The organism is Streptococcus sp. SM3, assembly GCF_027497875.1.
In genome coordinates, this window is record NZ_JAJNSA010000067.1 from 1 (window position 1) to 13,460 (window position 13,460).

At 43.7% G+C, this 13,460-nt stretch carries 7 protein-coding genes and 1 pseudogene; 7 read left to right on the forward strand and 1 reads right to left on the reverse strand.

Features of this window, described 5'->3' with window-relative positions; translation table 11 throughout:
• Positions 1 to 2,723: LPXTG cell wall anchor domain-containing protein (locus PAN06_RS09750; RefSeq protein ID WP_269796197.1), on the forward strand; the 2,723-nt coding region annotated here is incomplete at its 5' end.
• A gap of 113 nt (positions 2,724 to 2,836) precedes the next feature.
• On the opposite strand, the gene PAN06_RS09755 is transcribed toward PAN06_RS09750, so the two are convergent.
• The gene (locus PAN06_RS09755; protein ID WP_269796198.1) at positions 2,837 to 4,933 is read right to left on the reverse strand and encodes a GH92 family glycosyl hydrolase; all 2,097 of its coding nucleotides are present in this window, start codon (positions 4,931 to 4,933) and stop codon (positions 2,837 to 2,839) included.
• Positions 4,934 to 5,102: 169 nt separating this feature from the next.
• Here PAN06_RS09755 and PAN06_RS09760 point away from each other — a divergent pair, with 169 nt between their 5' ends.
• The 6 genes and pseudogenes from PAN06_RS09760 to PAN06_RS09785 form a co-directional block, all read left to right on the forward strand.
• Entirely contained in the window at positions 5,103 to 6,383 is a 1,281-nt protein-coding gene (locus tag PAN06_RS09760; RefSeq protein WP_269796199.1) for a glycoside hydrolase family 125 protein, read from the forward strand.
• A 98-nt stretch (positions 6,384 to 6,481) separates the two neighbouring features.
• Positions 6,482 to 9,127 (forward strand): alpha-mannosidase, encoded by a 2,646-nt coding sequence (locus tag PAN06_RS09765; protein ID WP_269796200.1) that lies wholly within the window; start codon positions 6,482 to 6,484, stop codon positions 9,125 to 9,127.
• Positions 9,128 to 9,210: 83 nt separating this feature from the next.
• Entirely contained in the window at positions 9,211 to 10,080 is an 870-nt protein-coding gene (locus tag PAN06_RS09770) for an ROK family protein (protein ID WP_269796201.1), read from the forward strand.
• Positions 10,074 to 11,954, forward strand: a complete 1,881-nt coding sequence (locus PAN06_RS09775) for a beta-N-acetylhexosaminidase (protein WP_004263118.1) — start codon at positions 10,074 to 10,076, stop codon at positions 11,952 to 11,954. Before PAN06_RS09770 ends, PAN06_RS09775 begins: the two co-directional genes overlap by 7 nt.
• 209 nt (positions 11,955 to 12,163) lie before the next feature.
• The gene (locus tag PAN06_RS09780) at positions 12,164 to 13,093 is read left to right on the forward strand and encodes a sugar ABC transporter permease (RefSeq protein ID WP_049552653.1); all 930 of its coding nucleotides are present in this window, start codon (positions 12,164 to 12,166) and stop codon (positions 13,091 to 13,093) included.
• A 13-nt stretch (positions 13,094 to 13,106) separates the two neighbouring features.
• Positions 13,107 to 13,460, forward strand: a pseudogene (locus PAN06_RS09785) (carbohydrate ABC transporter permease); the annotation flags it as partial.

Genomic DNA, 13,460 nt, shown 5'->3' on the forward strand with positions numbered 1-13,460 from the left:
CAGCGGACTTGACTAAGTCAGCAGTAGACGCAACGAAACCAAACGCAGGCAACGACATCGTAAAACCAGCAGATAAAACTGTAGTAGCGAACCCAGAACAATTAACTGATGCTGAGAAGAAAGCAATCGAAGATAAAGTTAAAGCCGTCAATCCAGAAGCTACAGTAGTAGTTGACGACAAAGGAAATGCGACAGTAACGACACCAGAAGGAAAAACAGCGGTAATTCCAGCGACAGATTTGACTAAGTCAGCAACAGACGCAACGAAACCAAACGCAGGCAACGATATCGTAAAACCAGCAGACAAGACAGTTGTAGCGAACCCAGAACAATTAACTGATGCTGAGAAGAAAGCAATCGAAGATAAGGTCAAAGCTGTCAATCCAGGAGCAACTGTAGCAGTAGACGACAAAGGAAACGCAACAGTCACAACACCAGAAGGTAAGACAGCCGTTATCCCAGCAGCGGACTTGACTAAGTCAGCAGCAGACGCAGCGAAACCAAACGCAGGCAACGACATCGTAAAACCAGCAGACAAAACGGTTGTAGCAAATCCAGATGCTCTAACTCCAGAAGAGAAGAAAGCAATCGAAGACAAAGTTAAAGCAGTAAACCCAGGAGCAACTGTAGCAGTAGACGATAAAGGAAATGCGACAGTCACAACACCAGAAGGTAAGACAGCAGTAATTCCAGCAGCAGACTTGACGAAAGATCCAGCAGCTGCAACTAAACCAAATGCAGGTAACGACATCGTAAAACCAGCAGATAAGACTGTAGTAGCAAATCCAGAAAAACTTACAGATGCTGAGAAGAAAGCGATCAAAGATAAAGTTAAAGCTGTAAATCCAGATGCAACAGTAGTTGTAGATGACAAAGGAAATGCGACAGTTACAACCCCAGAAGGTAAGACAGCAGTAATTCCAGCAGCGGACTTGACGAAAGATTCAGCAGCTGCAACTAAACCAAATGCAGGTAACGACATCGTAAAACCAGCTTCTAAGACAAAAGTTGCAAATCCAGACTCATTAACAAAAGATGAGAAAGATGCAATTGCAACTAAAGTTAAAGCAGTAAACCCAGGAGTAACTGTAGTAGTAGACGATAAAGGAAACGCAACAGTCACACTTCCAAACGGAAATACAGCAGTTATCCCAGCATCAGATTTAACAAAATCTGAAAAAGATGTGAACGATGGAAAAGCTAAAGACAATGCAGTTACACCAGCTTCTAAGACAAAAGTAGCAAATCCAGAGAAATTAACTGACGCTGAGAAGAAAGCGATCGAAGATAAAGTTAAAGCAGCAAATCCAGGTGCTGAAGTTGTAGTAGACGATAAAGGAAATGCAACAGTAGTCCAAGATGGTAATGTTTCAGTTATCCCATCAACAGACTTAGTTAAAGTAGAAGACGATGCTAACAAACCTAATGGTGGTAACGATGCAAACACACCAGCAGCTAAGACTGTAGTAAAAGATCCAGCTAACTTAACAGATGAAGAAAAAGCAAAAGTTAAGAAAGCTGTAGAAGCAGTCAACCCAGGTTCAACTGTAGTAGTAGACGACAAAGGGAATGCAACAGTAACTAAAGGTGACGGAACAGTTCTTAACATCCCAGCTTCAGACTTAGTCATTCCAGCAGAAAAATTAGCTGACGAAGCAACAAACGCTAAAGTTAAAACTCCAGCTGTTCGTACATTAGTTGGAGATAAAGAAAACTTAACAGATGCTGAAAAAGAAGCTGTTAAGAAAACAATTGAAGCCGTCAATCCAGGAGCGACTGTAGTAGTAGATGATAAGGGTAATGCCACAGTCACAATGCCAGACGGTTCTACAGCAACAATTTCTAAAGAACAATTAGTGAAAGATAAAGAAGCTGTTTCTAAATCTAAACACGGTGGAGATAATCTTGATATCGACTTGAGTAAAGTAGAGGTAGCAGACCTTGCTAATATTACTCCAGAAGAAAAAGCGAAATTCCAATTCAAGGTTCTAGGTGCTATCACAAATGTAGAAAAATTCGATCTTGATGCTTACATTAAATCAACAGATAAAGATGGAAACACAGTTTACACATCTAAAGATTCTAAAGTGAAAATTACAATCGATAAAGATGGTAACATGAAAGTTATGAAAGATGGTAAGCTAAATCTAGCTGTTAACATTGATAAAGCTGGAAATGTAACTATTGTTACAAAAGAGGGTCAAGTATTAGCAATTCCAAGAGATGATGCATTCAAACAACGTCCTTCCGCTCAAAATAATGGAGGAAATGGAACTTCTGGCAATAATGGAGCAACGAACAATGAATCGAAAGTGGATAAAGCTAAGTTAGAAGGCGCTATTCGTCAATTAGATGAACTAATCATTAAAGAATCAGCTAAGTTTGATGCAGAAACTGCAAAAGAAGCGAATAAATTATCAGCAGATGCTAAGAAAGTATTTGCTAATGCAGACGCAACTCAAGCAGAAGTGGATGCAATGGTTAAACGTATCGAAGACTTCATGGCGAAAGTTGCTTCATCAACTGATCATGCAACTCCGGCTACTGCTCAAGCAGCATCTAATGCTAGCCAAGAAGCAGCAGAAAACGCGCGTAAAGCAGCTAAAGAATTGCCAAATACAGGTACAGCAGATTCTGTAGCATTTATGGTAGCAGCTGCCGCAAGTGCAGTACTTGGTATTGGTCTTGCAGTCCGTCGTCGTAAAGAAGACGAAGAAGCTTAATTGGTAGATTGTTTGATGATTATTGAATAATAAATTCGGTTTTCAAATCTTAAACAAGTACCTCACATAAGAAAATCTCCTAGCAGGAAAGTCTGCTAGGAGATTGTTGCATTTCAGGAAATTGACGAGTGACTTGGTAACCAGCTGAGGGTGAAGGTTAGTTGTTCAGCTTTTAGGAGATCTTGGTGTTGAATAGTTGATACTAGAGTTGTGTCCAGTCGGCATTCTTTTACAAAGTTAAAATGGCTGTGGTTTTGCTCAGCATGAATATCTAGCCATTTATCTTCTTTGGCAAGGTAGACTCGGAGGTGGTCAAAGAGAGGGATTCCGAGGTCATAGCTTGGTTTTCCTGGACAGGTCGGATAAAAACCGAGAGCTGACCAGATGTACCAGGCTGAGAGACTGCCATTGTCTTCATCGCCAGGATAGGCTTCCCAACTTGGGTGAAAAGCTTTCTGACGGAGCGTCTTGATGAGAAGAGCAGTGTAGTCAGGGTAATCGCAGTAACGGAAGAGATAAGGAATGTGGAAGCTTGGCTGGTTGGAAATGGCGAGTTGTCCAAAAGGAGCAGTAGCCATCTCGCTCATTTCGTGAATCTCGTAGCCATAGCCTGTTGTCTCAAAGAGGGGAGCCTCCTGACAGGCTTTTAAAAGATAGTTGCTAAAGGCTTCTTTTCTACCCATAAGCTGGATCAAGCCTGGGATATCGTGGAGGACGCCTAAAGTTGCTTGGATGGCTGAACATTCGGCATAATCACGTCCCCAACTATAAGGAGAGAAATCAGGACGGAAGTTGCCTTGACCATCACGCGCTCGCATGTAACCTGTCTCAGCGTCAAATAGATGGCGGTAATTTTGTGATGCGGCCTTGTAGGTTTCAGCGATTTCTATTTTCCCTAGTTTTTCAGCACAGCTAGAGATACAAAAGTCACTATAGGCATAGTCTAGGGTGTGGCTGACGCTTTCGTGGTGGTCGGTAGAGAGGTAGCCTAGTTCTTGGTATTGGGCTAATCCGTGACGACCATTGATGCCGAGAGGGTCGGACTTGCAGGCTGTTTCAAGCATGGCTTGGAGGAGTTCTTCTTCTAGGTCGGGGGCCATGTCCTTGCAGGCGCTATCTGCGATAATGCCATCTAGCAGGGTACCTGGCATCATGCCACGTTCATCTGGAGCCAGCCATTTTGGAAGGAAACCAGTATCGCGGTAGTTATTGAGAAATCCTTCTAAGAAGCGGTGGTAGTGTTCTGGTATGATAAGAGCAAAGAGGGGGAAGGTGGTGCGGAAGGTATCCCAGAAACCATTGTTGCTGAAGAGGACACCAGGCTTGACAGTTCCAGTAGCCAAATCTATGTGGATGGCTTGTCCTGATTCATCAACCTCATAAAAAGTCTGAGGAAAGAGGAAGAGTCTGTAGAGACAGTGATCAAAGAAGGTCCGGTCAGCCTCTCCTGTCTTTATAACATCAAAACGATGGAGGAGATTTTCCCAGTCCGCTTGGGCACTTGATTTACAGTTATCAAAATCTTTTTGAGATAGATTGATTAGAGCTTGAGAAGGAGAGATGAAAGAAGTCGCTAGCTGAATTTCAGCATGACTATCTGCCAGGTCGATTCGCCAGTCTCCACCTTCTTGGCTGATAGCAAGGATATCCGTATTCATTTTCAGGGATGTGAACAGTATCAGTGGATTTTTGTTGGTTTCAGTTTTACCTTCTTGTCGCAGGGCAAGAGTTCGCTTACCTACTTGCTCTACTGTCAGTTCATCTGCTGCGTGAAGGTAGAGGGAGAGGGCTTTGCCTTGCTTTTGTTCCAAACGAATAGAAGCACCGTAGCAAGTCGGTGTAAGCTGGCTTTCAATCTGATAGCGCAGGGAGAAAATTTTCAGATAATGAGGTTGGAAAGAGGCCTTATCCATATCATAGGAAGACTGGCGATGGAAGAGGCTGTCTCCACCCAGTTGGCCTGTGACAGGTGTCAGAAGGAGCCAAGAGTAGTCGCCAATCCAAGGGCTGGGCTGGTGGGTTAATCGAATCCCCTGAAAGATAGGCAGATGCGGATCAAAAAACCAAGATCCATCCTGGTCACTGGTCTGGGGCACAAAGTAATTCATCCCAAAAGGCACGCCTGTGTATGGCAGGGTATTTCCCCGAGAAAAGGCATGCTTGCTGGCAGTTCCAAAGCGGGTATCGATGGTTTCAAGTAGTGGTTTCATAGTCTTTCCTTTAGCTGTTTTCTACATTATATCAGAAAAATATAACCTATAGAAAAGGAGTTTCAAAGATAACTATTTTGTAGAAAAATGACTATCATTTGTGTATGTATTTTCTGTCTCAAAAGCTATATACTGAAAATGAAACTTGTTTGAAAGAGGATACTGCACGATGATTTATTCAAAAGAAATTGTTAGAGAATGGCTAGATGAAGTGGCAGAGCGGGCTAAGGACCATCCAGAGTGGGTGGATGTTTTCGAGCGTTGCTACACAGACACCTTGGACAATACGGTTGAAATCCTAGAAGATGGTTCCACTTTTGTCTTGACTGGGGATATTCCTGCTATGTGGCTTCGAGATTCGACAGCCCAACTCAGACCCTACCTGCATGTGGCTAAAAGAGATGCCCTCCTGCGTCAGACCATTGCAGGTTTGGTCAAACGTCAGATGACCTTAGTGCTCAAGGATCCTTATGCCAATTCCTTCAACATCGAGGAGAATTGGAAGGGGCACCACGAGACTGACCACACAGACCTTAATGGCTGGATTTGGGAACGCAAGTACGAGGTGGACTCGCTTTGCTATCCTTTGCAGCTGGCTTATCTCCTCTGGAAAGAGACTGGCGAGACTAGTCAGTTTGATGAGACTTTTGTCGCAGCGACTAAGGAAATTCTCCATCTCTGGACAGTGGAACAAGACCACAAGAACTCTCCTTATCGTTTTGTCCGAGATACGGACCGTAAGGAAGACACCTTGGTAAATGATGGATTTGGCCCTGACTTTGCAGTGACAGGTATGACCTGGTCAGCTTTTCGTCCGAGTGATGACTGCTGTCAGTATAGTTACTTGATTCCGTCAAATATGTTTGCTGTAGTAGTCTTGGGTTATGTGCAAGAGATCTTCGCAGCATTAAACCTAGCTGATAGCGAGAGCATTATTGCTGATGCTAAGCGCCTCCAGTCTGAAATCCAAGAAGGAATTGAAAACTACGCCTACACAAGCAACAGCAAGGGCGAAAAGATTTATGCCTTTGAAGTAGACGGTTTGGGAAATGCTAGCATTATGGATGATCCAAACGTACCAAGTCTGCTGGCTGCACCTTATCTGGGTTACTGTTCGGTCGATGATGAAGTTTATCAAGCAACTCGTCGTACCATTCTGAGCCCTGAAAATCCCTACTTCTACCAAGGAGAATACGCTAGCGGTCTCGGAAGTTCTCATACCTTCTATCGCTATATCTGGCCCATTGCTCTGTCTATCCAAGGATTGACAACAAGAGATAAGGCAGAGAAGAAATTCTTGCTGGATCAGCTGGTTGCTTGCGATGGGGGGACAGGTGTGATGCATGAAAGCTTCCACGTGGATGACCCAACGCTCTACTCTCGTGAATGGTTCTCTTGGGCCAACATGATGTTCTGTGAATTGGTCTTGGATTACTTGGATATCCGCTAAGGAGCAAGCTTTCGCTCAACTGATTCTTGGAAAGAATCACAAATTTACATTTAAAATGTTAACAATAAAAATTTAAATTTAGAATGAGGTTTTACTTCATGGAAAATGTTGTCGTACATATTATCTCACATAGTCACTGGGATCGTGAGTGGTACTTGCCTTTTGAAAGCCACCGTATGCAGTTGGTGGAATTATTTGACAATCTCTTTGATCTCTTTGAAAATGACCCTGAGTTCAAGAGCTTCCACTTGGATGGTCAAACCATTGTCCTTGATGACTACTTGGAGATTCGCCCTGAAAATCGTGACAAAGTTCAACGCTACATTGACGAAGGAAAATTGAAAATTGGTCCTTTTTACATCTTGCAAGATGACTACTTGATTTCAAGTGAAGCCAATGTCCGTAATACTCTTATCGGTCAGCAGGAGGCTGCAAAATGGGGCAAATCTACTCAGATTGGTTACTTCCCAGATACCTTTGGAAATATGGGGCAAGCGCCTCAAATCCTTCAAAAATCAGGTATTCACGTGGCAGCCTTTGGTCGTGGTGTGAAACCGATTGGTTTTGATAACCAAGTCCTCGAAGATGAGCAGTTTACTTCTCAATTTTCAGAAATGTACTGGCAGGGTGCGGACGGAAGTCGTGTCCTCGGTATCCTCTTTGCCAACTGGTACAGTAATGGGAATGAAATTCCAGTTGATAAAGACGAGGCCTTGACCTTCTGGAAACAAAAACTGGCAGATGTGCGTGACTACGCTTCGACCAACCAGTGGTTGATGATGAACGGCTGTGACCATCAGCCTGTCCAGAAAAATTTGAGTGAAGCCATTCGTGTGGCAAATGAACTCTTCCCAGATGTAACCTTTGTTCATAGTTCTTTTGATGAATATGTCCAAGCCGTGGAAAGTGCCCTACCAGAGCAATTATCAACGGTTACAGGTGAGTTGACCAGTCAGGAAACAGACGGCTGGTACACACTTGCCAACACTTCTTCATCTCGTATTTATCTCAAACAAGCCTTCCAAGAAAATAGCAACCTCTTAGAGCAAGTTGTAGAACCCTTGACGATTATCACTGGGGGTCATAACCACAAGGATCAGTTGACCTATGCTTGGAAAACACTTTTGCAGAATGCGCCACATGATAGCATCTGTGGCTGTAGCGTGGACGAAGTTCACCGCGAGATGGAAACGCGTTTTGCCAAGGTCAATCAAGTCGGAAACTTTGTTAAGAGCAATCTTCTTAACGAGTGGAAGGGTAAAATCGCTACAGCTAAGGCTCAAAGCGACAATCTCTTTACTGTCATTAACACAGGCTTGCATGATAAGGTTGATACTGTCAGCACAGTGATTGATGTGGCGACTTGTGATTTCAAGGAATTGCACCCAACAGAAGGTTACAAGAAGATGGCTGCTCTTACCTTGCCAAGCTACCGTGTGGAGGACTTGGATGGGCGTCCTGTAGAGGCTAAAATCGAAGACCTCGGAGCTAATTTTGAGTACGATTTACCAAAAGATAAGTTCCGCCAAGCTCGTATTGCTCGACAAGTGCGCGTGACAATTCCAGTTCACCTAGCGCCTCTTTCTTGGACAACCTTCCAATTGCTGGAAGGAGAACAAGAACACCGCGACGGTATTTACCAAAACGGAGTGATTGATACGCCATTTGTAACGGTGAGTGTGGATGACAATATCACAGTTTATGACAAGACAACTCACGAAGCCTATGAAGATTTTATCCGCTTCGAAGACCGTGGGGATATCGGAAATGAGTATATCTATTTCCAACCAAAAGGAACAGAGCCAATCTTTGCAGAGCTTAAGGGCTACGAGGTCTTAGAAAACACAGCTCGCTACGCTAAGATTTTGCTCAAACATGAATTGACCGTGCCTGTCAGTGCGGATGAAAAGCTAGAAGAAGAGCAAAAAGGCATCATCGAGTTTATGAAGCGTGAAGCTGGACGTTCAGAAGAATTGACAAGCATTCCTCTTGAAACTGAGATGACTATCTTCGTTGATAATCCACAAATCCGCTTTAAAACTCGCTTTACCAACACTGCCAAAGACCACCGTATCCGTCTCTTGGTCAAGACTCACAACACGCGTCCAAGCAATGATTCTGAAAGCATTTATGAGGTGGTGACACGACCAAACAAACCAGCTGCTTCATGGGAAAATCCTGAAAATCCTCAACACCAACAAGCCTTTGTTAGTCTGTATGACGATGAAAAAGGTGTGACTGTATCCAACAAGGGATTGAATGAATACGAAATCCTTGGAGACGACACCATTGCAGTGACTATTTTGCGTGCATCAGGTGAGCTAGGTGACTGGGGTTACTTCCCAACACCAGAAGCACAATGTTTGCGTGAGTTTGAAGTCGAGTTTGCGCTTGAATGCCACCAAGTCCAAGAACGCTTCTCAGCTTTCCGTCGTGCTAAAGCCTTGCAGACACCGTTTACCAGCCTTCAGCTTGCTAGACAGGAAGGAAGCGTGGCTGCGACTGGTAGCCTCTTGAGCCATTCTGTTCTCAGCATACCGCAAATCTGTCCAACAGCCTTTAAGGTAGCTGAAAATGAAGAAGGCTATGTTCTTCGCTACTACAATATGTGTAGTGAAAATGTGCGTGTACCGGAAAGTCAACATCTCTTCCTGGACCTACTGGAACGACCATACCCAGTTCATAGAGGCCTCATTTCACCACAAGAGATTCGTACAGAATTCATCAAAAAAGAAGAAATTTAATTTCAAAAAGTAAACATAAAAAGAAAGGAGGGGCGAAAAGGTAAGAACTAACTGCTGATTCGCCCCTTTTTATGGTAAAAACAATGACCATTGCAACGATTGATATCGGAGGGACTGGGATTAAGTTTGCCAGTCTGACTCCTGATGGGAAAATACTGGATAAGACAAGCTTTCCAACGCCTGAAAGTTTGGAGGATTTACTAGCTTGGTTAGACCAGCGCTTGTCAGAGCAGGATTATAGCGGGATTGCTATGAGCGTTCCAGGCGCGGTCAATCAAGAGACAGGTGTGATTGATGGCTTCAGTGCGGTGCCCTACATTCACGGATTTTCTTGGTATGAGGCGCTTAGCTCTTATCAGATTCCTGTTCATCTGGAAAATGATGCCAACTGCGTTGGACTCAGTGAATTACTGGCTCATCCAGAACTTGAAAATGCAGCCTGTGTCGTGATTGGGACAGGGATTGGCGGAGCCATGATTATCAATGGTAGACTTCATCGAGGTCGCCATGGCCTGGGTGGAGAATTTGGCTACATGACAACCCTTGCCCCTGCTGAAAAGCTCAACAACTGGTCGCAACTAGCGTCAACTGGGAATATGGTGCGCTATGTGATTGAAAAATCTGGTCAGACTGACTGGGACGGTCGCAAGATTTACCAAGAGGCTACAGCTGGGAATGCTCTTTGCCAAGAAGCTATTGAGCGCATGAACCGCAATCTGGCGCAAGGTTTGCTTAATATCCAGTATCTGATTGATCCAGATGTCATTAGTCTGGGTGGCTCTATCAGTCAAAATCCAGATTTTATTCAAGGTGTCAAGAAGGCTGTTGATTATTTTGTCGATACCTACGAAGAATACACAGTCGCACCTGTTATCCAGGCCTGCACCTATCACGCAGATGCTAATCTCTACGGAGCCCTTGTCAACTGGCTACAGGAGGAAAACCAATGGTAAGATTTACAGGACTTAGTTCCAAACAAATTCAGGCAATCGACTTGCTGACAAAGCACATTTCTCTACCAGATGTGGAAGTAGCTGTCGCTCAGTCTGACCAAGCCTCTATCTCTATTAAGGGTGAGGGTGGCCACTATCAACTAACTTACCGCAAACCCCACCAACTTTATCGTGCCTTGTCCTTGTTGGTAACAGCTCTAGCAGAAGGTGACAAGGTAGAGATTGGAGAACAAGCAGCTTATGAAGATTTGGCTTATATGGCAGACTGTTCTCGAAATGCAGTGCTGAATGTGGCTGCTGCCAAGCAGATGATTGAGGTCTTGGCTCTCATGGGCTACTCAACCTTTGAACTCTACATGGAAGACACTTACCAGATTGAAGGGCAGCCTTACTTTGGCTATTTCCGTGGAGCCTACTCAGCTGAGGAATTGCAGGAAATAGAAGCCTATGCCCAGCAGTTTGATATGACCTTTGTACCTTGCATCCAGACCTTGGCCCACTTGTCAGCCTTCGTCAAATGGGGTGTCAAGGAAGTGCAAGAACTCCGTGATGTAGAGGACATTCTCCTTATTGGCGAAGAAAAGGTTTATGACCTGATTGACGGCATGTTTGCTACTCTGTCTAAACTACAAACTCGCAAGGTCAATATTGGGATGGACGAAGCCCACTTGGTTGGTTTGGGACGCTACTTGATTCTGAACGGTGTTGTGGACCGTAGTCTCCTCATGTGCCAACACTTGGAGCGCGTGCTGGATATTGCTGACAAATATGGTTTCCACTGCCAGATGTGGAGCGATATGTTCTTTAAACTTATGTCAGCAGATGGCCAGTACGACCGTGATGTGGAAATTCCAGAAGAAACTCGTGTCTACCTAGACCGTCTCAAAGACCGTGTGACCTTGGTTTACTGGGATTATTATCAGGACAGCGAGGAAAAATACAATCGCAACTTCCGCAACCATCACAAGATTAGCCATGACCTTGCATTTGCAGGTGGTGCTTGGAAGTGGATTGGTTTCACACCCAATAACCATTTCAGCCGTCTCATCGCTATTGAGGCCAATAAAGCCTGCCGTGCCAATGACATCAAGGAAGTTATTGTAACGGGTTGGGGGGACAATGGTGGTGAGACCGCTCAGTTTTCTATCCTACCAAGCTTGCAAATCTGGGCAGAACTCAGCTATCGCAATGATCTAGACCGTTTGTCTGCACACTTCAAAACCAATACTGGTCTATCGGTTGAGGACTTTATGCAGATTGACCTAGCTAATCTCTTGCCAGACCTACCGGGTAATCTCAGCGGGATCAATCCTAACCGCTATGTCTTTTATCAGGATATTCTCTGTCCGATCCTTGATCGACACATGACACCTGAACAGGACAAACCGCACTTCGCTCAGGCTGCTGAGACGCTTGCTAACATTAAAGAAAAAGCTGGCAACTATGCCTACCTCTTTGAAACTCAGGCCCAGTTGAATCAGATTTTAAGTAGCAAAGTCGATGTGGGACGGCGCATTCGTCAGGCTTACCAAGAAGGTGATAAAGAAAGCCTGCAAGAAATCGCCAGACAAGAATTACCAGAACTCAGAAGCCAAATTGAAGACTTCCATGCTCTCTTTAGCAACCAATGGCTGAAAGAAAACAAGGTCTTTGGCTTGGACACAGTTGATATCCGTATGGGCGGACTCTTGCAACGCATCAAGCGAGCAGAAAGCCGCATCGAGGCTTATCTAGCTGGTCAGATTGACCGCATCGATGAGTTAGAAGTGGAAATCTTACCATTTACAGACTTCTACGCAGACAAGGACTTCGCAGCCACAACAGCCAACCAGTGGCATACCATTGCGACAGCTTCAACCATTTATACAACCTAAAAACAAGAACACCTTGCCTTGAGCAGAGTGTTTCTCGTGAAACATCCCTTTCTTAAAAAAGTACTCCACATAAAATAATTTGTGGAGTTTTTTCTATAATTAGTAGTTTAACCTAACCTTCAAATAGGAGTATACTAATAATGTAATCGTTATCAAAAGTCTAAAAAGGAATTTTTAGATGGATATCAAAATAAAAAGGGGAGGAAATTATGAATAAGTTTTCAAAAACCTTGAGAGACAACTGGATCTTTCTCTTGATGGTTTTGCCAGGGGCACTCTGGTTGATTCTATTCTTCTACATTCCAGTATTTGGGAACGTGGTTGCCTTTAAAGACTACCACATGACCAGTAATGGATTTATAGATAGTATCGTGAATAGTAAATGGGTCGGACTCGATAATTTCAGATTCTTGTTTAGTTCAAAAGACGCCTTTATCATCACTCGAAATACTGTCCTCTACAATCTAGGCTTTATCTTTATCGGTTTGATTGTATCAGTAGGGATTGCTATCATCTTAAGTGAACTCCGTTCTAAGAGAATGGTTAAGATCTTCCAAACTTCCATGTTGTTCCCTTACTTCTTGTCTTGGGTTATCATCAGTTTCTTTACAGATGCTTTCCTAAACATTGATAAAGGTGTGTTCAACCATTTCCTAGAATCTATTGGGATGAAGGAAATCAATTTCTACGCTGACTTGGGTATTTGGCCTTATCTCCTACTTTTCCTTGGTATTTGGAAAGGCTTTGGATATAGCAGTGTCATGTACTATGCGACAATCATGGGAATTGATCCAACCTACTACGAAGCAGCAACCGTGGACGGGGCCAGCAAATGGCAACGAATTCGCAATGTAACCATTCCGCAGTTGACACCATTGGTAACCGTATTGACCATTCTTGCAGTCGGAAACATCTTCCGTGCAGACTTTGGTCTCTTCTACCAAATCCCCCACAATGCTGGTCAGCTTTATAACGTAACCAACGTCTTGGACGTATATGTTTATAATGGTTTGACTCAGACAGCGGATATCGGGATGGCTTCAGCGGCAGGTCTCTATCAATCAGTAGTCGGCTTGATTCTGGTTGTCCTATCAAACTTACTTGCAAGACGAGTTGATCCAAACTCAGCCTTGTTCTAGAAAGGAGGAGAATATGGCAGAAAAGAAAATTAAAAAAGAAAAAATTGATAATGTCGGCATTCACTCCTTCAGTAAGAAAGCAGATATCTTCTTTAGTACTATTTCTGGTTTGATTGCCCTCTCTTGTATCCTACCCTTCGTATTCGTTATTGTTATTTCAGTGACAGATGAAAAGAGTATTCTCCAAAATGGATATAGCTTCTTCCCATCCCAATTTGGATTAGACGGTTTTGAATTTTTGGCACAGTTTAAGGATAAAATCCTCCAAGCCCTCTTCATCTCAGTCTTTGTAACCGTAGTTGGGACATTGACAAATGTCTTTATCACAACAACTTATGCCTACGCCATTTCACGGACAACCTTTAAG

Bases quoted from the DNA above. Each gene is read 5' to 3' on its own strand.
- PAN06_RS09770 (WP_269796201.1), top strand. From the start codon at position 9,211: ATGACCATTGCAACGATTGATATCGGAGGGACTGGGATTAAGTTTGCC.
- PAN06_RS09775 (WP_004263118.1), top strand. From the start codon at position 10,074: ATGGTAAGATTTACAGGACTTAGTTCCAAACAAATTCAGGCAATCGAC.
- PAN06_RS09755 (WP_269796198.1), bottom strand. From the start codon at position 4,933: ATGAAACCACTACTTGAAACCATCGATACCCGCTTTGGAACTGCCAGC.
- PAN06_RS09765 (WP_269796200.1), top strand. From the start codon at position 6,482: ATGGAAAATGTTGTCGTACATATTATCTCACATAGTCACTGGGATCGT.
- PAN06_RS09760 (WP_269796199.1), top strand. From the start codon at position 5,103: ATGATTTATTCAAAAGAAATTGTTAGAGAATGGCTAGATGAAGTGGCA.
- PAN06_RS09780 (WP_049552653.1), top strand. From the start codon at position 12,164: ATGAATAAGTTTTCAAAAACCTTGAGAGACAACTGGATCTTTCTCTTG.